This is a genomic window from Dyella solisilvae (assembly GCF_003351225.1).
GTDB lineage: Bacteria > Pseudomonadota > Gammaproteobacteria > Xanthomonadales > Rhodanobacteraceae > Dyella > Dyella solisilvae.
Genome location: NZ_QQSY01000005.1, coordinates 228,608 through 248,600 on the forward strand (window position 1 = coordinate 228,608; position 19,993 = coordinate 248,600).

Below are 19,993 nucleotides of genomic sequence, written 5' to 3' on the forward strand. Positions count from 1 at the left end.
CGATCGGGCACAAATGCGGGACGCCGGGGGACAGCCCGCGCCGGCCGCGATGCCGAGAATGTCCCTGTCGGCGCCTGCCGCACCCCGCCAGGCAGGTTTCGACTTTCCCTTTTCCGCGCCGCGATTGCGCGGCGTCCTGACATGACAGGAGTGATCCATGAAGACCAGCAAACTCAACGGCGCCGCGATGGCGATGATGGTTGCGGGCCTGTTCGCCGCGACGTCGATGACCGCGACGGCCGGCGACAAGACTGCAAGCGACAGCGCGACCGCCAGCGTGAAATGCGTGAACTCATCCAGCTGCAAGGGACAGGGCTCCTGCAAGCAGGCCACCAATGCCTGCAAGGGGCAGAACTCGTGCAAGGGCCAGGGCTTCACCATGCAGAAGACCCAGCAGGATTGCGAGAAGGCCCAGGCCGCGGCGAAAACCTCCTGAAACCAGCCCAGCGGGGCTTCCGCAACACTGCGGAAGCCCCGTCACCCATGACCATGAACAACCCATCCCGCAACCACCCGCTACCGTATCTCGGCTACGGCCTCGGCCTGCGCGTCGATCACTATGAATCGCTGATCGATGAACCTGGCGACGTCGAATGGCTGGAAATCGTTTCCGAGAACTATCTGGCGCCCGGTGGCCGTCCGCTGCGCTGGCTCGAACGATTCCGCGAGCGGTTTCCACTGGTGATGCACGGCGTGTCGATGTCGATCGGCGGCGCCGATCCACTGGACGAGCGCTACCTCGACCAGCTCGACGCCCTCGCCCGCCGCATCGAACCGGCGTGGATCTCCGACCACCTTTGCTGGACCGGTGTGGGCGGCGTCAACCTGCACGACCTGATGCCGCTGCCGTATACCGAAGAGGCGCTCGACCACGTGGTGGCGCGCGTGCAACACGTGCAGGACCGCCTCGGCCGACGCATCCTGCTCGAGAACGTATCGAGCTACATCCGCTTCGCCGCCTCGCAGCTGACCGAATGGGAGTTCCTTGCCGCCGTGGCCGAGCGGGCCGACTGCCTGATCCTGCTGGACATCAACAACGTCCATGTCAGTGCGCATAACCACGGCTTTTCCGCGCTCGACTACCTCGATGGCATCCCGGCCTCGCGCGTGCAGCAGTTCCACCTCGCCGGCCACGAACGGAGCGGTTCGCTGCTGATCGACACGCACGATGCTCCGGTGGTCGACCCGGTGTGGGATCTCTACGTGGAAGCGTTGCGCCGGTTCGGCCGCGTCTCCACCATGATCGAACGTGACGACCACATCCCTCCGCTGCAGGAGTTGCGGGCCGAACTGGACCATGCCCGCCGGCTCGCTGACACATGGCTGCGGGAGGCGGCATGAGCGACCTGCGTCAGATGCAACTTCAACTGACCAACGCGATGCTGGCCACCGCGTCGCCGCCACTCGATGAGCTGTGCAGCGATCCGATCGCCGATGGCGCCAGCCGCTTTGCCATCTATCACCGCGGCTACCGTCTGCGCCTGCGTGATGCGCTTGCCACCGAGTTCCCCGGCCTGGCGCTGCTTGCCGGCCGGCGCTTCCCCGAATTGCTCGACAGCTACACCCAGGCCCACCCGTCCACCCACTACAACATCCGCTGGCACGGCCAGGACCTCGCGCAGCACCTCGCCGAAGTTCCGCCATGGCGCGAGCGCCCGGTGCTGGCCGAGATGGCCCGGCTGGACTGGGCCATATCCACCGCCTTCGACGCCACCGACGAAGCACTGGTGGACCCCACCGAACTCGCGCGGCTGCCCGCCGATGCCTGGGCCGGATTGCGGCTGCGTCCCCTCGGACACGCGCAGCTCGTCGTCTGCCTGAGCAATATCGATGCGTTCCGGCGAGCCGCTGATCGCGGCGCGTCCCGCCCCGCGCTGCGACGCCTGCGTCGACCGCGTCACCTGCTGGTATGGCGGCCCGGTCTGGACGTCCGCTATCGGCCGGTCGGCGCCGCCGAACGTCTGGCCCTGGAAGGCGTGTGGCGCGGGGAAACCTTCGCCCAGCTGTGCGAACGCCTGGCCCATCGCTACGGCGCGCCCAGAGCCCTGCCGCGCATGGCCAGCCTGCTGCACCGGTGGCTGGCCGATGGCCTGATCAGCCATCTTTCCATCCCGACGACAACGCCTGTGTAACCGTGGGCCCACCCGTGGCGAACTGGCCTATAGAGCCCATTCGCCGGAAGGAAGCCCATGTACATCGAACCCCATCCTTCGTTGTCCGCCGGCCCGCGGCCCCCTTTGGTCGAACCCGCACTGGAATCGCTGCTCAACCGCTCCATGCTGCAGGTGCAGGTGATCGCGGAACTCCACCGCTGCGGCTCCTGGTTTCTCGATGAGCCACACTACGAATGCGGCCTGTTCCATCTGGTCGGCGTCGGCCACTGCAAAGTGGAAAGCCCGGTGCTTCAGGACGCCATCGAACTGGGCGTGGGCGACCTGGTGGTGTTTCCGCACGGCGCCCCGCACCGCCTGAGCGCCGACGACCACGGGCGCGTCACGGAAACCAGCCTGATCTGTGGCGAATTCCGTTTCATCGGCGCCGCGCAACATCCGCTGGGGTTCGCCTTGCCTGGCTGCATGGTGATCCGTGCCGGTGGCGCCAGCGCGCCGTTCCGGCAGCTCGCCGCGATGATGGTGGAGGTGGTGCACGCCGGCTGCGCCGGCCGCCAGGTGTTGCTCAACAAGCTGGCCGACGCGCTGTTCACCTTGGCCATCTGTGATTACGCCGGCGACGCGGGCGAGCGCCAGGGACTGTTCGCCTCGCTGGCCGATCCGCGCATCGCCAGGGTGCTGCAAGCGGTCTATGACCACCCGGGCAAGGCCTGGACCATGCAGTCGATGGCGGCAGTGGCCTGCATGTCCCGCTCGGCGTTCGCCGAACGCTTCACGCAACTGATGAAGGTGCCACCGATCCAGTACGTCACGCAGTGGCGCGTGAGCCTGGCCGAGCAATGGCTGCGCGACCGCCAGCAGTCGGTCGCCGGCATCGCGCAACAACTGGGCTACAGCAGCGAGGCGGCGTTCCGTCGGCTGTTCAAGCGGGTCAGCGGGGTTTGCCCTGGCCGTGTACGTGGCGAGGGCATTCGGATGGCGACGCTCAATTGAGTTGCCTGCGTGCCGCGACGGCAGGTGGCGTGGCGTCCCGGAACGACCCTCAACCGGAGCCGGCAGGCATCAGCCGCTAAGGTTCCGGCATCCTGAAACGCGGATCGAGGCCGTTGCGCACGGCGGCCATCAACTCGTGGCCAAGCGCCGATACATCGATCGAAAGGTCGCCGCGATCCGGCACGTGGGCGCCATGCATGGGCTCGACACGGTGCACCAGCCGAAAGGACAACAGCCGGTCCGCAATCAGCACCGGCATTTGACGCACCCGACCATAATCCAGCCAGAACAGAAAACTCACGTCTTCCTGCATCAACTTGTTCGACCAGCACATGCAAGACTCCTGGCGCCTTCACTTTGCAACGCCTAGAGGTATCCCCTTCTCTGCCCGACGAAGGTCAACTTGTCCTTGACGCCGACGACGCCGGGGACATTTTCAACCAGCACACGCAATGCATCGCGCATGGCGTCATTGGTCACGACGCCATCCAAATCAACCCTTCCCTCATTGACGGATACCCGGATGGCCGAGCGGGTGATCCACGGATTCCTGAGCATCTCCTCGTCGATGCGCTGCCGGATATCCGTGTCGGAAACAGCGAGAGCGGCACCCTCCGGCGGCAGCGCACTCAGGAAGACCCGAAGCAGGTCCGCGCGGCTGAGCATGCCGATCAGATGGCCATCCCGCGTCACGGGAACGCGCTTGAAGTTACGCTTTTCCATCAGGCAGACCGCGTCGGCCAGCGGCTGCGACTCGTCAACGGTGACCACGTCCGTGGTCATCAGGTCGCCCACCCGCCGGCTATGGGTGTCGACATACTCCTGCGCCAGTCGGCGCGGTCCCAGCACGATCTCCAGCCACCGCGGCCGTTTGCGCTGCGTGTCGATTTCCGCCCGCCGCAGCAGGTCGCTCTCGGTCAGTATGCCGACCAGGTGGCCCTTGCCATCGACCACCGGCAGGCCGCTTACCTTGGCCCCCAACATGATGCGCATGGCCAGCGACACCGGGTCGCTGACCAGAGCGGTTCGCACTTGGTAGGTCATGGCGTCGCCGACATTCATGACACAAGCCTCCTTGACCCGTACAGGCGTGGACAGCACGAGGAGGCATTCTAGTTGTTCTTGATGGAAGGATTGGTGTTCATCGACGGCCCGGCGCCGGCTGTCACGGGTACGCTGTACACCTTGTTGCCGAAACGGGCGAACAACCGGTAGTGCCACTCGCCCTCGCTGCTCTTGTCGTAGTGATGGTTGTGGACGGTCAGCTGCTTAGTCCCCCGCGGCTCCAGCTTGTGAAAGATCTTTTCGCTGGGGACTCCATCCAGCCACTTGAGACCCGGATGCTCGGGGTCATTCAACGCGCAGAACTCTCCGCCGCTGGCGTTGCCGGTGAGTGTCCAGGTAATCGTGTGCGGGTGATTGGTGCCCGTGATCTTTTCGAATTGATGGTGAAGATGACCCTGCTCGATGACTAGGTAGTTGTCTTCCCCTTCGCGAAATGGGTTGGCGAGCTCGACGTTGATGTTGATGTTCTGCGCGTTGTTCTGGCTCATGGTGAACTCCCGTCGGTGAAAGGCTGTGTCTCCGTACCCGTCGGTGCTCCTGCGCTGGTTATTGCCGTGATTGGTCCGCCCAGCGGTCGCCGCCCGTCCAAGCCGGCAGCCTCGTCTGGAACGTCGTGTTGATCGGATGGGCGATGTGCCCGCAACGTGGCCGGGCGAGCACTTTGCGATGAGGTTGACTGATCGGCTCGGCGCAGCGCGGAACGATCCCCGCCGTCGTGCGCAAGCTGGCGGACCGAGACGTCAGGCGGCAGCCCTCCGGCGACCGATGCCGCGAGTCCGCCCAACAGGCAGCCTCGGGGATATGGCTGGCGAATGCGGGGTACCGGAACGCCGGTTCCGCCCGGGGCTGGGCCATGACGCATTGCTCTCCCGCAGAAGGCGACAGCCCTCCCTGGCCCAAAGTCCCCTGGTCATCCGACCGTCGGGCATGCGAATCCATCTTTCGAGGGTCCGTAGCCGGTACTGATCGATGCATGCGACGACATCATAAATGTGATCTACGTCACATTTTAATAGTAAGTTTTTTCGATGACGATCAGGTGAAGACCGGCCCCATGGATCAGCCCAGCCGGGGCTCACCCACACGGACAACGGCGGCGATCGAGGGCGCCATGGCCTGCGCTTGCGGGGGTCGACGGCGAACCTCCGGCTGCTCGCTCTTCTGCACGCGCCATCACACGCATCCCGCTCCTCAAGAACGTATGGAAGAGATACATTGCTCGAACGAATCCATCAGTCAGTATCACGTACGCCCACGCACGGATCGCGAGGGCCCTGGGAAGGGCGGATCATGTGCGGTAGTTCAGTCTTGCAAGACAGCTTTTCCGTCCGCACCCACGACGGGTTGCCCCATGTCTTTGGACGTCCAAGGCCGGGACGCATCCTTCATGGTTCCCGGACGCGTCCACACCGCGAACATCACCGCGCGACTGGCGCCACCACGCCGCGCCTGCCCTGCAAGACGCGGCGCTCCCGGGTAGTCGCGAATGGCCATTAGCTACGACGGGTGGCTGATTCTGGGGATCTGCGGACAGGTCGCCTTCTCGGCGCGCTTCCTGCTCCAGTGGCTCTACAGCGAATACAAGCGATACAGCGCCGTGCCGATCGGGTTCTGGTACATGAGCATCATTGGCGGTGGCGCCCTGCTCGCCTACGCCATCCACCTGAAGGACCCGGTGTTCATCGTCGGACAGACCGGTGGCGTCCTGATCTATGTGCGCAACCTGCAGCTGCGCCTGCGTGAACGCCGGCGGGAAAGCGTGGGAGCCACGACATGATGCACATCGACAGCCACTCGCTGTGGGTCGCCGCGGGGCTGGCCGGACAAGCCCTGTTCGGGGTCCGCTTCCTGTGGCAATGGCTCTACAGCGAAGCGCACGGGCGCAGCCTCATCCCGCGCGCTTTCTGGTACCTGAGCGTGGCCGCGGGCGTGATCATCCTCAGCTACGCGATTCATCGCCAAGAACCCGTGTTCATCTTTGGCGAAAGCTTCACCTTGCTGGTGTTCCTGCGAAACCTGCAAATGCTGCGAAAGCAGACCGCAAAGTAACGAGCGCACTTTCATCGCAGGACACTGCACCGGGAGAACCCATGCAAGAGAGCTTTAACGCCGGGGACGTATCGTTGGAGTCACCGGCCACCGGCAAGAACCTCTCATTGAGGTGGCTGCTCTTGTTCGGCCTGGTGATCGCCTTCGCGTTCCAGGGCTCTCGCGGCTTGTGGAGCCCCGATGAAGGGAGGTACGTCGGGGTCGCCCTGCAGATGATCAGCTCGGGCAACTATCTGGCGCCCGGCTTCAGCCCCACCCAGCTCAATTTCTCCAAGCCTCCGCTCACCTACTGGACCATCGCCGCGTCGCTCCAAGTGTTCGGCCATAACACCTGGGCGGCGCGCGGGCCCTATGCGCTGGCCTTCGTGTTGACGCTGTGGGTGCTCTACGCGATGGGGAAACGGCTCCAGCCGGCCAAGCCGTGGTTGCCTGCGCTGGTCTACGGCTGCTCGGTCTTTCCCTTCCTCACCTCCAACGTCATCAGCACGGACGTACTACTGACCCTGATCGAAGGCTTCGGGGTGCTCGGCTTCGTGCAGGCGCGCCATTCGACCGGAGAGGCGGAACGGCGCCGGGGTCTAACGCTGATGTGGCTCGGCTTCGGCCTGGCCTTTCTCACCAAGGGCCCGCCCGGCCTGCTGCCTCTGCTCGCCATCCTGATCTACGCGGCGCTGTTCCCGGGTTGGCCCCGCGTGCGCGAGCTGTTCACGCTGAGCGGCCTCGCGCTGTTCGCCGTGATCGGCCTGACCTGGTATGTCCTGGTGGTGCTGCGCTACCCGTGGCTGCTGCATTACTTCCTGCATCAGGAAGTCTACGACCGCATCTTCACGGCCGTGCACCGCCGGCATCCGGGCGCATTCGGGTGGGCCATCGTGTTTCTTCCCGTGCTGATCGTCGGGACGTTTCCCTGGTGGCTCGGCATGCTGCGCGTGGCGCGCTCGGTGGCCTCGCGGGCCAACTGGCGGGCCTGGCGCGGGCAGAACGCGCCCGAGCCGTTCCTGGCCATGTGGTTCATCGTGCCCTTCATCGTGTTCTGCCTCGCGCAGTCGCGCCTGCCGATGTACATCCTTCCCCTGTTCCTGCCGCTATCCCTGTTGATCGCCCGGCAGATGGAACGCAGCGTCGACCTGGGTTCGACGCGCTGCCGCGTCCTGCTGATTGCCTGGGTGCTGGTGCTGGTGTCGGCCAAGGCGGTCGCTGCGTATGCGTTTCACTCTCAGGCAGACAATCGCCTGGCCGCCCGTGAACTGGCTGCTCAGGCCGCTGTCGACAGCTATGAGGCCGTGGTCTTTCTGGAGAACACGTCGGACGTCTACTCGCTCGAAGAGCGAACGCCTTGGGGTTTGCGCTTGTACTTGAACCGAACCGTCTACGCCATCGCCTGGTCCACACCGGAGGCCAGCAACGACCTGTGTGCGGCCCTGAAGGCCAGGCGGCCGACCTTGCTGGTGGTCGATGCCGAAATCAGCGCGCCGGCCGTTGCCAATGTCCTGACACATTGCGGAGTAGCGTCGGCAACGCCTGCAGGAAGCTGGCGCGGACGATCCCTGCTGAAGACAGCGGGCTGATCCGGCCCCTTCATCATTCTTTTCCGGGCGGCGAGCCATGTGTGGAATCAGCGGCATTCTCTATCGACACCCCACCGGCGCCCGCGTTGACAGCGCCAGGGTGAGCGCCATGCTGTCCGCCATGGCCCATCGCGGCCCCGACGGTGACGGCGTCTACGCATGCGACAGGCTGGCCATGGCGGTGAACCGCCTGGCCATCCGCGGCGTCGAGGCGCCGCAACCGCCATTGATGGTGCATCCGTCGGGCATCGTGGTCGCCTGCAATGGCGAGATCGACAATCATCGGGAACTGAGGGAGATCCTGGCGCAGCGTGGCCACGTGATTGACCAGACCACCGATGTCGCCGTCATCGCCCCGCTCTACCTCGAGTACGGCCCCCAATTCCTGGAGCACCTGCAGGGTGTGTTCGCCATCGCGTTGTGGGATGCGCCGCGCAAGCAGCTCCTGCTCGCCAGGGACCGTGCCGGCGAGCGCCACCTGCTTTACGCGTTGTCCGACGATGCCGTGTGCTTTGCCTCGGAACTCTCCGGGCTCGTCGCGGCCATGCCGACACCTCCGCAGCTCGATCGCGAGTCTCTCCCGCATTACCTGCAATCCGGCTTCTGCCCGTCGCATCACAGCCTGCTGGCCCACCACCACAAATTGCAGCCGGGCGAAGTGATCGTCATCGATGCCGCAGGAGCGCGTCACGAGCATTATTGGAAGGCGCCCATCGGTGTGACGCCAAAGTCGGCGCCGGACATGGCGGCCTTCGACGACATCCTCCGTGGCGCCGTGCTGCGGCAGACCGATATCGATGTGGACTATGGCGTGCTGCTGAGCGGCGGCGTCGACTCCGCCCTGGTCACCGCCATTGCCCGCGCGGTACGGCCCGAACGCAAGCTCACCGCCTACTGCGTGCGCTTCGCCGAGACGTCCTTCGACGAAGGTCAGCATGCCGCCGACGTCGCACAACAATTGGGCTGCGACTTCGTGCCGGTGACACTGCAGCCCGACGACGTACCCGGACGCCTGCACAAGCTGATTGCCGCCACCGGCGAACCCCTGGCCGATCCCGCATGGATGGCGCAGTCGCTGGTGACTGAACGCGCCTCGCAGGACGTGCACCTCCTGCTGGCCGGCGAAGGCGCGGACGAGTTGTTCGGGGGCTACCCCACCTACCTTGGCGCGCGACTGCACGGCCGCTTTGAACGTTTGCCCGCCTCCATGCGTGCGGGCATTCGACGTCTGGTGAGCGCGCTGCCGGTCAGCGACAAGAAAATGACCGTCTCCTTCCTGCTCAAGCAATTCGTCCATGGGCCGGAGCTGGACGGCTTTTCCCGCCACCTGCTGTGGAACGCGCGCATCTCACCGGAGTGGCTGCGTCGCCTGGGCTTCGATCCGCCGGGCGACCAGGGCCGGCACACCGCCTGCGACCTGATGGACGCCATTCAGCACTACGATTTCACCCACTCGCTGCCCGACGCCCTGCTCGCCAAGGCTGACCGAGGCAGCATGTGCCATGCGGTGGAGATCAGGGGACCTTACCTGGACCGGCAGGTGATCGAGTTCGCCGCCACGCTGCCGGTGGAGTGGCGAGTGCGGGGGCTCACCACCAAGGTGTTCCTCAAGGCCTTTGCGCAGCGTTACCTGCCGACGTCAGTGGTCCACCAACGCAAGCGCGGGCTGTCCATACCGTTGTGCCAATGGCTGCACGGACCGCTGCATGGCTGGGCGACCCAGCGACTGTCGGCCTCAGTGCTTGCCGATGCAGGCATCGACACTACCACCGCTTTGGCGCTGCTCGATGAACACACCCTGCGCCGCGCCGACCACTCGCGCGCCATCTGGGTGCTCGTCGTCCTGAGCGAATGGCTGGAGTGGCTCGCGCAGCAACAACGCGCCTCCGTCGATCTGTCGCGACGGGCTGACGCACGCCCGCCGCGAGTCGAAGCCGCGCCCCCTGCCCGGTCACTGGAAGCAAGCGTCGCCCTGCACGCGAACTTCTCGGGCTAGCGAAGAGGCAGACTCGGCGCAGCCTCAACCCGGCATCAGCCGCGATGGCCCAACGCGTAATCGATGGCTGCGCGCACCGCCGCCACCTGGGCGTCGTTGCATTGCTGGGGAGTCGTCCGCGGGCTATCGGGATAGACCTCGGTGGTCGTCGCATAGCGCGCGTTGGTGATGCCGGCGCACAACGCCCACTGCTTCACCGGATACTTGATCACGCCCGGCAGCAACAGCGGCGCGCCTATGATTTCGCCGCGTGCGTCGGCTTCCGCGATGTGCGTGACCTTGGCGACGGCCTCGATCACAGCCCGCTGGAATTCGGGCTGCGGGTTGTCGACATCGTCGACCAGATAGAAGCCATCAGGAACCTCGCCCGGCTCATATTCCTTGCCATCGCGCGCGGCCAATGCGGGACGGAACTCGGATTCATCCGAATCGGTGGTTTCGTGCAGGTCGATGTGCATCAGCACGCGATCAACCAGCGGCTCCAGCAAGTTCACCAGCGCCGCCGATTCGCCCGACGGACTGTCCTTGCGGAAATTGCGGTTAGGGTCGAGGGCGTTGGGGTTCCAGCGATGAATGCGCTCGTACGCCCACGGACTGACGCAAGGCACGACCAACAGATTCGCGCGCCCCTCGTAGTCGCGGCCATGCTGCTGCACGAACTGCAAGGCGCCATGCACGCCGCTGGTTTCGTAACCGTGCACGCCGCCCGTCACCAGCAACACCGGCAGATCATCGCGCCACTCGCGACTGCGAATGGCCAGCAACGGGAAATGCTCCACGCCATAGTCCAACGCCCTGTACTCAACCACGTCGAAGCGATCGGCCAACGACTGCACCACGCTCACCACGTCATCGACATAGCTGCGCTGCTTCACCTGCCGCGCCAGCCAGGCTGAGCGTTCGGCAGCGCCCCAGGGTTGCCCGGCAACGCCGATCGGATAGAAAGCGTGGTTGCTCATCTTGGACCTTGCGATAGGAAATGCGGCGTACTTTATCACCCACGGCGCCCGGGGCCGGTAGGCATCTTCACGTTCCCCGATGTGGAAGGTCAAACAGGTTTCGTGGTGTCCTGAAACCACATCAGACACCAGCGTTCCATCGAACTCGAGAAAGCCCGCGCCCAATCGGCAGCAGCCGTTGCCATCGATCCAATTCTTGGCCCGAGCCAGATGGCGGATTCAGTCGCCGCCACAGGAACGATAAATCCATCTTCGCGATCGCTACCAAGTCGCATTTCGGGACAGCATATTTACCGGTAGTCGCTAGGTATTTCTACTTAATGACTAACCATCAGGCCATAAACAGAAATGCCCCACCCCCGCGATATACGTATTTATACCTGTATTTCGTGGTTTTCCGCTGGACTGAACCGATCAAATCCAAAGCATTTCCACGCCATGAAAGGCCAATTTCTTTTTACTTTGTTCACGGCGCCTTGGCGAAAATCCTCGGCACGGAAGGCCATTTTTATCGGGAACCAAGATCGCTTCCGCACAACCAGTCAGCGAGAGGGGAACCACTATGAAGAAGTCTTTGATTCTGTGCGTAGTAGGTACGGTCGTGTTGATGGCGGGCTGCGTGTCGCAACAGAAATACAACGAGTCGGAACAAAAGAACGCCGAGCTCGAGGCGCAGTACCAGCAGCTCAATCAGCAGATGGGCAGCGAGGTCGCGTCCCGTGACATGCACATCGAGCGCATGCAGAACGCGATCAAGGTTTCGGTCAACAGCCAGTTGCTGTTCCCCTCGGGCGGCTGGGAAATGTCGGCTGGCGCCAAACAGAGCATTGCCAAGATCGCCGCGATCCTGGCGCCTCATCAGAAGAACCATATTGCCGTGAACGGCTACACGGACAGCACGCCGATCGGCCCGCAACTCGCAGCCCAGGGCGTGACGACCAATCAGATCCTGTCGCAGAAGCGTGCCGAGAACGTCATGCAGTTCATGATCTCGCAAGGCGTCAGGCCCGATATGGTCTCCGCTCATGGCTTTGGTGAGCAAAACCCGGTCGCCTCGAACGACACGGCGGAAGGCAAGGCGCAGAATCGCCGCGTGGAACTCACCATTGCGACTCCTCCGCAGTAATGTCGAAAAGCAGGAGCAGAGTACCTTTCAGGAAGATCGGTACTCTGCCCCCTGACGCAGGGAAGCTTGATGCTCTGGTAGCCCAACGCCGCGGGAACCTTGGCGGCTCGCGCAAGCGCACAAGCGCCCCTCCCGGTCGTCGGACGATCCTCCGCACAACTAAATCAGACATCTTCTTGCGCTGCCTTTCCTGGCGTCGAGCGCAGCGACCAAGCTCGCTGAGCGCAGTCGGGCGCGCCGAAGATCAAGGTGGCCTCCGCAAGTGAACGGTGTCGACGCCGTATGTCACCCCGGCTTGCTGGCGCAAGTAAACCGCCCTCAAACTAGCAAACGCCCGCCCCACGCGCGCAAGCGCAACTCTCCGCACACCCTTCGTTCCATCGTTGGCAAGGGCCACGCCAAACCCCCTGCCGCCCCGTGCCGGCAACGCAACAGAACGGCCGCCAGGCGTCATTCCGTTCTTTAGGGAATGTGCCAAAAACGTTGCCCTTGACCTCAATGCACGCCCAGGCTCCTTGCCGGTAAACGCGCGGGTCCACGAGCCCACCGCCGGGCGTGTAGCGGCTGGCGCTGTCCAACAGGTTCCCTGGCACGGCGTGTAAGGCGGGGCGATCGGCTGGCAACGCCGCGCCTCCCAGGTTGGGGATGCAAAGATCGATCTGTTCGCTCCAGGCGAAGTCAGACGCCTCTTCCATCACCGGGTGCACGAATTCCCGCAGAGCCACGCTCTCCCAAGTCACCGACGTCTTCATTCGATTGCAGCCGCGATATCGCCTATGGATCGAACGCAGGCACGCGAAGCGACCAACAATCGACGCCTGACGCGCCCCCGGCGTGTTGGGGGTCGGCGGATGCAACAAAGCCAAAACTAAGACGGGCCCCTTATAAAGCTGCGCCTAGTCCAAATGGCAGTACTTACAGGGATATCCATGAAAATCGTGACGGCGTGTATCACCGCCACCCTACTGCTCACCTGTCTACAAGCGCGTGCTGACGACGACAAAGATATTCCCGTACGAATCGAATTTGGTGGCGCCGGCGAATGGAGCCTGGAAGACCACCAGATACAACGCGGTCCGAGCGTGGCCATAGAGTTCGAAGGCTTCAAAGACTACGAGATCGAGGTCGGCACCGCCCCTCTGCGCCATGGCCACACCACCGAGTGGAATACCGACGTCATCATCAAAAAGGAATACGCGCTCAGCCCTCACTTCGAATTCGAAGCGGGCCTAGGTCCAGAGTGGAACCACACCGTCGGTAGTCACATCAGCAACTCCGCGGGCGCCGAGGTCGAAGCCGAATTGATCTACTGGACCAGCGAAAGGCACCACTTTGGCTGGTACCTTGAGCCTGCGTACGGCTACGACTTTGGCAAAGAGCACGAGCAATCCCTGGGTATCGGCATAGGCCTGACCGTACCCCTATTCTGAGATGAAGTCCGCTTCTGGCCGGAAGCGGACCTCACCATGTCCGTCGGCTGCCGTGCGCGCATCCCGGGTGACAACCAGGTGGGGGCGGCCGGCTTGACAGGGGCGGCACTCTGCCTTTATTCGTAGCTTACGCGAGACTTGCATCTAGTTTGGCGTGCCCTGCTCGCGGGAATAGGGGATCCAGAAAACTCGAGTGAAACCACAGATACCACTTCTGGTGGCCGCGGGCGTTGTTGCGCTCACCTTGAGCATCCTCTCAGGTAGCTCGTCTCGGAAACCAACACAAATGGAAGGAAGCACCATGGCAAAGCGGATAGGACTCGCGTTCGTGCTCATGTTTCTAGCTTCGTTTGTCGCTCAATAGGTAGCGAGGAAATATGCGCACTTCACTCGTTTTTATATTGGGGTTTGTAGTCGGCTGCATCGTCGGTTTGGCGACGATTGGAGTGATGTATTACCAGCACTATTTCGTGACGCTTGATGGGCCCGCAGGCGTTGTTGCTCGGAGCTTTCAGGATTTGGTGAGCGAAGTTCAAAAGCCAATCGATGGCACAGCCAGAACAGCAGAAGAAATTGCGGACGAGCGATTGAGGCTCTTGGTAGGGGAAAGTGTGCTTGCCGCCGATGCTTTTTGCACCATGAACCAGGGCAACAGGAGTGCGACTCAGCGCGCGGCTGCGAAACTACAGTCAAATCCCCTGTTCCTGAATCTCGTCTCGAATCTACATCGCGAAGATGCGAGGGCAGCCGTAGAGTTCATAAAAAGCTCGCCCGTAACGGGGCAACAGTGCACGGTCTTTCAATCGCCTGTGATTGGGCATTGATCGTTGTTGTGTCCAGGCACCGGAGGACACCCCAGTGCGTATTTCGGTTATAGCGAACCACCGTTGCGCTCCGGTCTAAGCAGCGCGCTGGTATTGGACGCCATGCTGCTGTTTCTCAATTTGCGCTATCCAGAAAGATCCCTATATGGACTCCTCCCCTTTGCCAAGCATCCCCTAGCTCTGACGTCCGTGTCGCCTGCAGACCCGAATCCGCAGGTCGGCAAGTCCGCCTTGCTCCTGAGGCATCCCCAACTGACCGATAGCCTGCCCGAGCCGCTGGCCTCGGTGCCGGACCCGACGTTCGCTGAAATAGCTATCCATCGAAGTAAGCAAGGGAATAGCGCCAACTCCGTAGCTCGGGCCATGGCACCGATTGCGTCAGCTACCCGACGTCTTGCGAACCTCCGCCACTAGTGCCGCCACGTCCTTTTCACTCAGCAAGTTCAGTTCCTGGAAGGCAGCATCAGTGACTCGCTTGTCACCCTGGCCTTCCCCGTGAAGCGCGTATCCATCGTCATCCGCGATGAACGTGAAATGGAAGCGAACCGCCTTGTTCTTCGGAGCCGACACGATCCGGATGGACTTGCCATCTTCGCACCCGTACACAAGCCAATCGGTCTTTCCGTACTGCTTGGTCACTGGCCCGATGCTGCACTTCATCGCCGGCGCCGAGTCAGAGGCCAGCACCTGCTCCGGCAGCACGGGCAACGCCAGGACCAGCGCCAGCGCAGCGCTCAATAGACAACCTCTCATGGAAACCTCTTTCGTTGCGTCGTTGAGTGGATTGCGCCATCAACCCAACAGGAACCCCTAACCGGCGGTCTCCGTGTGTCGTATTGTTCGGCGGCTGGTAGTGGGCGTCCAACCGGCGCTTTAGCCGTAGCGAAATTCCCGGATTACTAGCCGCCGTCCAAGGGCGAAGTCAGCTCCACCGATGACGAGGCCGCTTGCACGTGCCCATCGGCGATCGCATCCGAACCTTGCGCCAACGCCTCCGGCACCAGCAGTTCAGGAGGAAGAGGGTTTGAAGTCCGCTTGAGCCGCGGGCCAGGAATGTAGACCTCCCACTCGCCGAGGCCAGGCTCTTTGACCGGTGGCGCTCCGCGGACCTGGAGGTTGAATCGGACCGGTACGCGCACGTACCAACCTGGCGCATTGGCGTACTTACCTGTCGTCGGCACATTCCAGGTCCAGTCTTGAAGTGCGGCACTGGCAGCTCGCGCGAGGTCGTTGCGCATACGCTCCTGATCGTGTTCAGGGACGGCCGACCGGAGGTTTACCTGCTCCGTCTCTGTCTTCCGGGTCTTGCCGTCGCGGCCAACCAGGACCAGCGTGTAGACCGTGCCCTGGACACGCGCATCTAGGGCCATGAGTGGGTACTTGGGCTGCACACGCTTGAGGGAGGTTGGCCTGGCGTCTTCGGTATGAAAGTCGTCATCGAACGATGCCGCGATGATGCTGACTCTATCGTGCTTGTCATCAACCGGGGCCGCGAGAAGACGAATGGTCATGCGCTCGGTGATATCGATCGGCAACGTGATCGACCTCTTGAACGTCCATACCGGAATGTTCTTGTCGAGCAAAGTGCGGACAGCGGGCGCTAGCTTGTCAGCCTGGTCGAGGGTGTAGCTGTGAACCTTTCCTTCGGGCGTGACCTGTACCGTACCGGTGATCAACGTCGTGGCCACAACCTGCTTGCGCACGTCTTCGGTATGACCTGCCATGGACGCCAGGCTGAGGCAGACTGCCAAGGCCATGGCTAAATTCGTTCGCATTGGATTCCCCCACGGAATTGTCGTCTCTCGACTGAGACCTTTTATGCGGCTTGGCGGTGGCGGGCATTGGTTGCCTCTACCTCACTGACCAAACTTCACTGATCGGCTAGCGCGCCGGCCGATTTACACCCAAGCGCCATGCAACGGTGCGCCCAAGGATTGAAAGTGAGCGCTTCGACTCGGAAGCGGACAAGTGCACCATGTCCACACCAGGCCCTAGCTCGCCCAATAAACGACCCACTCAAGCAAATATCCTCCATAGAACAGCAGAGCGAACCCAAGCAGCCACAACAGTCCCAACGCGCCTCTGGTTCTTATCAAGTAGTAAGGCAGGTAAGGCAACCAGAAGACGAACACCAAAAACCCGAACTCGAATGGGCGGTAGAGGTCCCTGCGTTCTCGACAGTCCAGGTCCACCCAGAGGACGAGAAGCACGAGGAAGACGAGCGACCAAGTTGCCTGGAAGGAAGCCCCAGCATTGAGACCTTGGGCAAACAGCGCCGCCTCGTAGCCACCGACTGCGACAGACACCACCACCAGTGTGAAAAGCAACACCCTGCTCTTTAAGGCCACGACACCTCCTTGGCGCTGCCGGCTTTGAACGATATCCGCTTCCGATCGAAACTGGACATTCACATCCCCGGACTAAGGCCCATCCCGCTCGAAGCCCCACCCGGCCCACATTCATTGCGCGCTCCGCGCCCTAAGGCGCCGCCGTCAGGCCGTGCGCGGTAGCGCGCGTCTCGATTTGCGAATCAAGTGAGCGAGCAGCGACCAGGTCGGCATTACCTGCGTCGACCTGGCCGCTGCGAATCTTCGCGAGGCCAAGAACGTAGCGTGACCATGCCGAACGGGGCAGTTTCGCCACAGCCTGCTCGTATGCCTTGACCGACTCTGGATAATGTCCGAGCCGAAACTCGACCAGACCGAGGCTGTCGAGGTAAGGCGGCTTTTCGCCGTCGCGCTTGATCGCCTTGCGGCAATCCTTCAAGGCATCGTCGAGCATCTGATTGCTCAGGCTTCGCGCGAAGCAACGTTCGTTGAGGGCGGAACCAAGCATGGCGTCATCGTTGTGCATATGAATCCAACCATCGAGCATCGGCAATGCCGCCGCGGGCTCATCGAGCTGAATGTAGAGGGTGGCAATCGTACGCGCCTCCGCTGATCCAGCCGGCGCCAACGCACTTGCCCCCGTCGCATCCGCTGCAGCTCCGACGCGGTCCTTGCGTGAGAAACGCAGCTCGGCGCGCATCAGCAAAGCTTCGAAATTCTTCGGATCCAGACCTAAGGCCGTGTCCAGATCGGTCAGCGCAGCCTCGGGCTGCCTGGCAACCTCATGCGCCCTCGCGCGCGCCACATAGTTGGCCGCATGATCGGGAGCCAAGCCGATGGCCTTGTCCAGATCGGCAAGCGCCGCACTGGGTTCGCCGCGCGACAAGTGCGCTTGCCCCGATAAGGCGTAAGCCTCCGGGCTCAGGGGCGCCGCCCCTGTTCCATCCGCTCCACTGCCGGCGCCGGTTTTTGGGTCCTCGCCCGGCGGAGTGGCAAAGGTAAACACACGCCCACCGTTATAGGTGAAGAACACCTTGCCCGTGCTTTTGGCAATGAACATGTGGTGGGCAAGGATGAAGTCCACGCCGAGGAGCATGTCGGTCTGGTCACCGATATCGCCGTCAATCACCATCATCTGACTGTGCTGGATTGTCTCCGTCCCGACCGAAAACGAGTCAATTCTCACCGTCCATTGCTTGACCTGCTTGGCGCCGAAACCCATGGCGGTACTGCCCGCCTTGACGCCCGGCGCGCTGAGGTTGACGCCAATCCGCTCTGCAGCGTCACGCGTAAGTACGGTCGCGTCGGCCCCGGAGTCGACCATGGCGCGCACTTTGTGGCCATTGATCATTACGTTGATGAAAGTGCGCCGATCATGTCCGTTGTCACCCGGCTCAATGTCGGCAACGTTGTAATTGCCATCCTTCTCCCAGTACGCCAGCTGCGTCTTTGCGCAATGCTCCGTCTTCAACAGGGTCAACCGACCGTGCGCGAAGTCGAGTTCCAGATCGGCGAAATCCAGCAGGTTGGAGCCAAGCAGCGCGCTGCCGACATCCGTGCCACCCACCAGAAAAGACACATTTTTCAGCGTGGTATTGAGGATGCCAAGCTCTTTGACCTTGGCCTGCTGGACGAACGCACTGCCTCCAATGCCATCGATACGGAGCCCGAAGGGTGCGGGCTCCAGCTTGAGTCCGAGCGCCGAGGCATTGGCAGCCGACATGACGTTGAAGAAGGCGCCCGTGTCGATCATGAAGCGCGTCGGGCTTCCGTTGACCTGCACCAGGGTGGTGGGCTTATTGCCTACCATTTCGACGGGAAGCGTTCCGTAATTTATGAGATGGCAGTCATCTGCCCACGCTTGGCCCGCAAGCAGTACGGCTATTCCCATAAGGAAACGTTGCAACACCTTCTTCTCTCCCCTTCTGTCCAAAACCAACTCCGCAAGAATCATGACCGGCTTTCAATATCTCTGACTACGACCGTGGCCCGTTCAAGCCGCCGCCGTTTGATGTCCGCCCAGGAGCGGGAGCAGACGCTAGTAATTCCATTGAGCAATCTCGCGAAGCCGGCCGTCGGGTAATGCAAACTCGGGGCCCATCGCCATCGCTTCCAGCGACACCAATAGCTGCTTGACGTCCGGGCCAATGTCGCGCGCGTGGCGCAGGTAGGTCTGGTACGCCCAATCCGCGACCTGCCCATAATCAATCGCGCCAGAGAAACCCTTGAGAACTTCTCTCAACTCACCTGCAAGATCATGCTCCGAATATGTCATTGCCGCCCCCTGATCAGTTCCTCGTATCGTGACGTCCATTCCGGTCGGAAACGGACATCATCGCCATCTCGATTAAGGGGCGGACTGTGTGTCTGGTGTCGGATGCGCCTCGCGATAGCCCTTGAGTTCTTTCACCATGTCAGCACTGATTTGTCGCATCTGCGGCAGCATCGTTTGCATCTTTGCCTGGGTCATCGCCATCGTCTGCTGCAGGACCTGAGGCATCTTCTGGATCACCGCTTGCCCCGACGGTGACTTGTAGAACGCCACGAGATCGTCTACCTCCTTCTGCGTGAAGGTCTTCCGGTAGATGTCCAGCATCATGGGTTCCATCTGGGGCCAGGCGATTTGTTGCTTGACCAGGTCCGCCAGCTTTTCCACACCGCGATTGACGATCTTCTGTTCCTCCGGAGCCAGCGGTGCACCATTGTTTGCCTGCTCTGCTGACTTCAACATCATCCCGTTCATTTGAGCTGCCATTCCGTCGAGCAACTTTCTCGACTGCATCACATCAAGCAGTTGATGAATTGATTCGTCGCTCGGCGGCGCTTCCGTGCCCCATGCCGGCGACATCAGAACAGCGAGCATCAACAGCAGCAAGAAACGACACTTCATCGTCGAATTCCTCGAATTGGAAAGACCTAAGGTTCTGGTCGACAGCGGCATTCGGTCGAGTCCGCGGCACACGTTATGTACGGCCGCCCACGTTGATGGACTGCCCATGCCCGAGGGAAACGGTGGGTTGTTATCGATCTGAGGCGATCTGATGGTCGGCTACATTCGCCCGTAACGACGATCGATCAGTCGATCGATCACCGTCCAGATTCGAAAGTCGCGGAAGGATGTGTGGCGCGCTGGGCCTATGGAGGCCCTGCAATCAAACCACGTTGACGGTGAGCCACGAATGCGGCTCCCGTCGAAAACAATTCTCGAATAGCCCGTTCACAAGTTGGCGCGCGAAACGCCTCAAGTCGCCCCATGTCACTCAGCCTCCCCCTGAGACCTGCTAGTGCTTGGACTGTCCCAACTAAGACTCACTTCTGCGAACCGGGGACGTCCCTGGACGACGCCAACCCTCTCGCTTGCACCTAACTTACGGAGTCATTCTTGCGAGTGTCAATACTCTTGCAATAGCAAGTTCTTGCGTCATATGGGCAATGCGATCATTGAATCAGCGCGATGCCGTACGGCCGTCTAAGCCTTGGCCACCGCAAGTGAGAGAGGCATCCGCAGGAAGTGGCTCCGATAGCAGCCGACGGTATCTCGGCCG

Annotated in this window: 21 protein-coding genes; 11 read left to right on the forward strand and 10 right to left on the reverse strand. The window is 62.1% G+C overall.

Annotation, left to right across the window (positions count from 1 at the left end):
* Positions 1–157: 157 nt before the first annotated feature.
* Genes bufA2 through DVT68_RS17210 form a run of 4 tightly spaced genes read left to right on the forward strand, consistent with a single transcriptional unit; the run spans position 158 to position 3,104 of the window.
* A complete protein-coding gene (gene bufA2 / locus DVT68_RS17195; protein ID WP_114826359.1) occupies positions 158–436 on the forward strand; it encodes a BufA2 family periplasmic bufferin-type metallophore in 279 nt (92 codons plus the stop codon).
* A gap of 47 nt (positions 437–483) precedes the next feature.
* Positions 484–1,341 carry an MNIO family bufferin maturase gene (gene bufB / locus DVT68_RS17200; RefSeq protein ID WP_233523532.1) on the forward strand — a complete coding sequence of 286 codons (858 nt, stop codon included), beginning with the start codon at positions 484–486 and terminating at the stop codon, positions 1,339–1,341.
* The gene (locus DVT68_RS17205) at positions 1,338–2,132 is read left to right on the forward strand and encodes an HvfC/BufC N-terminal domain-containing protein (protein WP_158543531.1); all 795 of its coding nucleotides are present in this window, start codon (positions 1,338–1,340) and stop codon (positions 2,130–2,132) included. Before bufB ends, DVT68_RS17205 begins: the two co-directional genes overlap by 4 nt.
* 57 nt (positions 2,133–2,189) lie before the next feature.
* Positions 2,190–3,104 carry a helix-turn-helix transcriptional regulator gene (locus DVT68_RS17210; RefSeq protein ID WP_114826363.1) on the forward strand — a complete coding sequence of 305 codons (915 nt, stop codon included), beginning with the start codon at positions 2,190–2,192 and terminating at the stop codon, positions 3,102–3,104.
* Positions 3,105–3,180: 76 nt separating this feature from the next.
* Here the strand turns inward: DVT68_RS17210 and DVT68_RS17215 are convergent, their stop codons facing one another.
* The 3 genes from DVT68_RS17215 to DVT68_RS17225 are packed head-to-tail and all read right to left on the reverse strand — an operon-like array spanning position 3,181 to position 4,657.
* On the reverse strand, positions 3,181–3,417 hold the full coding sequence (locus tag DVT68_RS17215; protein WP_147281762.1) for a hypothetical protein: 237 nt from the start codon (positions 3,415–3,417) through the stop codon (positions 3,181–3,183).
* A gap of 53 nt (positions 3,418–3,470) precedes the next feature.
* Complete coding sequence (locus DVT68_RS17220) at positions 3,471–4,166, reverse strand: CBS domain-containing protein (protein WP_114826367.1); 696 nt, start codon at positions 4,164–4,166, stop codon at positions 3,471–3,473.
* A 50-nt stretch (positions 4,167–4,216) separates the two neighbouring features.
* Positions 4,217–4,657 (reverse strand): hypothetical protein, encoded by a 441-nt coding sequence (locus DVT68_RS17225; RefSeq protein ID WP_114826369.1) that lies wholly within the window; start codon positions 4,655–4,657, stop codon positions 4,217–4,219.
* 998 nt (positions 4,658–5,655) lie between these two features.
* On the opposite strand from DVT68_RS17225, the gene DVT68_RS17230 reads away from it, so the two are divergent.
* From DVT68_RS17230 to asnB, 4 genes are read left to right on the forward strand one after another with little or no spacing between them, the layout of a single operon-like run.
* Positions 5,656–5,946: a lipid-A-disaccharide synthase N-terminal domain-containing protein gene (locus tag DVT68_RS17230; RefSeq protein WP_114826371.1), complete on the forward strand. Its 291-nt coding sequence runs from the start codon at positions 5,656–5,658 to the stop codon at positions 5,944–5,946.
* A complete protein-coding gene (locus DVT68_RS17235) occupies positions 5,943–6,218 on the forward strand; it encodes a lipid-A-disaccharide synthase N-terminal domain-containing protein (RefSeq protein ID WP_199536118.1) in 276 nt (91 codons plus the stop codon). Before DVT68_RS17230 ends, DVT68_RS17235 begins: the two co-directional genes overlap by 4 nt.
* Positions 6,219–6,259: 41 nt before the next feature.
* Entirely contained in the window at positions 6,260–7,786 is a 1,527-nt protein-coding gene (locus DVT68_RS17240; RefSeq protein WP_114826373.1) for an ArnT family glycosyltransferase, read from the forward strand.
* Positions 7,787–7,823: 37 nt separating this feature from the next.
* Positions 7,824–9,782 carry an asparagine synthase (glutamine-hydrolyzing) gene (asnB, locus tag DVT68_RS17245; RefSeq protein WP_114826375.1) on the forward strand — a complete coding sequence of 653 codons (1,959 nt, stop codon included), beginning with the start codon at positions 7,824–7,826 and terminating at the stop codon, positions 9,780–9,782.
* Between the two features lie 35 nt (positions 9,783–9,817).
* Here the strand turns inward: asnB and DVT68_RS17250 are convergent, their stop codons facing one another.
* Positions 9,818–10,741: a M14 family metallopeptidase gene (locus DVT68_RS17250; protein WP_114826376.1), complete on the reverse strand. Its 924-nt coding sequence runs from the start codon at positions 10,739–10,741 to the stop codon at positions 9,818–9,820.
* A gap of 562 nt (positions 10,742–11,303) precedes the next feature.
* Here DVT68_RS17250 and DVT68_RS17255 point away from each other — a divergent pair.
* From DVT68_RS17255 to DVT68_RS17265, 3 genes are all read left to right on the forward strand, one after another.
* A complete protein-coding gene (locus tag DVT68_RS17255) occupies positions 11,304–11,867 on the forward strand; it encodes an OmpA/MotB family protein (protein WP_114826378.1) in 564 nt (187 codons plus the stop codon).
* A 929-nt stretch (positions 11,868–12,796) separates the two neighbouring features.
* Entirely contained in the window at positions 12,797–13,297 is a 501-nt protein-coding gene (locus tag DVT68_RS17260) for a hypothetical protein (RefSeq protein ID WP_114826380.1), read from the forward strand.
* Between the two features lie 377 nt (positions 13,298–13,674).
* A complete protein-coding gene (locus DVT68_RS17265) occupies positions 13,675–14,121 on the forward strand; it encodes a hypothetical protein (RefSeq protein ID WP_114826382.1) in 447 nt (148 codons plus the stop codon).
* A 378-nt stretch (positions 14,122–14,499) separates the two neighbouring features.
* On the opposite strand, the gene DVT68_RS17270 is transcribed toward DVT68_RS17265, so the two are convergent.
* The 6 genes from DVT68_RS17270 to DVT68_RS17295 form a co-directional block, all read right to left on the reverse strand.
* Complete coding sequence (locus DVT68_RS17270) at positions 14,500–14,859, reverse strand: hypothetical protein (RefSeq protein ID WP_114826384.1); 360 nt, start codon at positions 14,857–14,859, stop codon at positions 14,500–14,502.
* Between the two features lie 161 nt (positions 14,860–15,020).
* Positions 15,021–15,878 (reverse strand): energy transducer TonB, encoded by an 858-nt coding sequence (locus tag DVT68_RS17275; RefSeq protein WP_114826386.1) that lies wholly within the window; start codon positions 15,876–15,878, stop codon positions 15,021–15,023.
* 234 nt (positions 15,879–16,112) lie between these two features.
* Positions 16,113–16,469, reverse strand: a complete 357-nt coding sequence (locus DVT68_RS17280; protein WP_114826388.1) for a hypothetical protein — start codon at positions 16,467–16,469, stop codon at positions 16,113–16,115.
* Between the two features lie 130 nt (positions 16,470–16,599).
* Entirely contained in the window at positions 16,600–18,402 is a 1,803-nt protein-coding gene (locus DVT68_RS17285) for an aspartyl protease family protein (RefSeq protein ID WP_233523533.1), read from the reverse strand.
* 84 nt (positions 18,403–18,486) lie between these two features.
* Positions 18,487–18,723, reverse strand: a complete 237-nt coding sequence (locus tag DVT68_RS17290; RefSeq protein ID WP_147281763.1) for a hypothetical protein — start codon at positions 18,721–18,723, stop codon at positions 18,487–18,489.
* A 72-nt stretch (positions 18,724–18,795) separates the two neighbouring features.
* Positions 18,796–19,338 carry a DUF2059 domain-containing protein gene (locus DVT68_RS17295; protein WP_158543532.1) on the reverse strand — a complete coding sequence of 181 codons (543 nt, stop codon included), beginning with the start codon at positions 19,336–19,338 and terminating at the stop codon, positions 18,796–18,798.
* Positions 19,339–19,993 lie beyond the last annotated feature (655 nt).

Coding starts and splice junctions, on each gene's coding strand:
- DVT68_RS17230 (WP_114826371.1), top strand. CDS start 5,656: ATGGCCATTAGCTACGACGGGTGGCTGATTCTGGGGATCTGCGGACAG.
- DVT68_RS17205 (WP_158543531.1), top strand. CDS start 1,338: ATGAGCGACCTGCGTCAGATGCAACTTCAACTGACCAACGCGATGCTG.
- DVT68_RS17225 (WP_114826369.1), bottom strand. CDS start 4,657: ATGAGCCAGAACAACGCGCAGAACATCAACATCAACGTCGAGCTCGCC.
- DVT68_RS17290 (WP_147281763.1), bottom strand. CDS start 18,723: ATGACATATTCGGAGCATGATCTTGCAGGTGAGTTGAGAGAAGTTCTC.
- DVT68_RS17210 (WP_114826363.1), top strand. CDS start 2,190: ATGTACATCGAACCCCATCCTTCGTTGTCCGCCGGCCCGCGGCCCCCT.
- DVT68_RS17220 (WP_114826367.1), bottom strand. CDS start 4,166: ATGAATGTCGGCGACGCCATGACCTACCAAGTGCGAACCGCTCTGGTC.
- DVT68_RS17250 (WP_114826376.1), bottom strand. CDS start 10,741: ATGAGCAACCACGCTTTCTATCCGATCGGCGTTGCCGGGCAACCCTGG.
- DVT68_RS17235 (WP_199536118.1), top strand. CDS start 5,943: ATGATGCACATCGACAGCCACTCGCTGTGGGTCGCCGCGGGGCTGGCC.
- asnB (WP_114826375.1), top strand. CDS start 7,824: ATGTGTGGAATCAGCGGCATTCTCTATCGACACCCCACCGGCGCCCGC.
- bufA2 (WP_114826359.1), top strand. CDS start 158: ATGAAGACCAGCAAACTCAACGGCGCCGCGATGGCGATGATGGTTGCG.
- DVT68_RS17255 (WP_114826378.1), top strand. CDS start 11,304: ATGAAGAAGTCTTTGATTCTGTGCGTAGTAGGTACGGTCGTGTTGATG.
- DVT68_RS17215 (WP_147281762.1), bottom strand. CDS start 3,417: ATGCAGGAAGACGTGAGTTTTCTGTTCTGGCTGGATTATGGTCGGGTG.
- DVT68_RS17260 (WP_114826380.1), top strand. CDS start 12,797: ATGAAAATCGTGACGGCGTGTATCACCGCCACCCTACTGCTCACCTGT.
- DVT68_RS17265 (WP_114826382.1), top strand. CDS start 13,675: ATGCGCACTTCACTCGTTTTTATATTGGGGTTTGTAGTCGGCTGCATC.
- DVT68_RS17240 (WP_114826373.1), top strand. CDS start 6,260: ATGCAAGAGAGCTTTAACGCCGGGGACGTATCGTTGGAGTCACCGGCC.
- bufB (WP_233523532.1), top strand. CDS start 484: ATGACCATGAACAACCCATCCCGCAACCACCCGCTACCGTATCTCGGC.
- DVT68_RS17295 (WP_158543532.1), bottom strand. CDS start 19,338: ATGAAGTGTCGTTTCTTGCTGCTGTTGATGCTCGCTGTTCTGATGTCG.
- DVT68_RS17285 (WP_233523533.1), bottom strand. CDS start 18,402: ATGATTCTTGCGGAGTTGGTTTTGGACAGAAGGGGAGAGAAGAAGGTG.
- DVT68_RS17275 (WP_114826386.1), bottom strand. CDS start 15,878: ATGGCCTTGGCAGTCTGCCTCAGCCTGGCGTCCATGGCAGGTCATACC.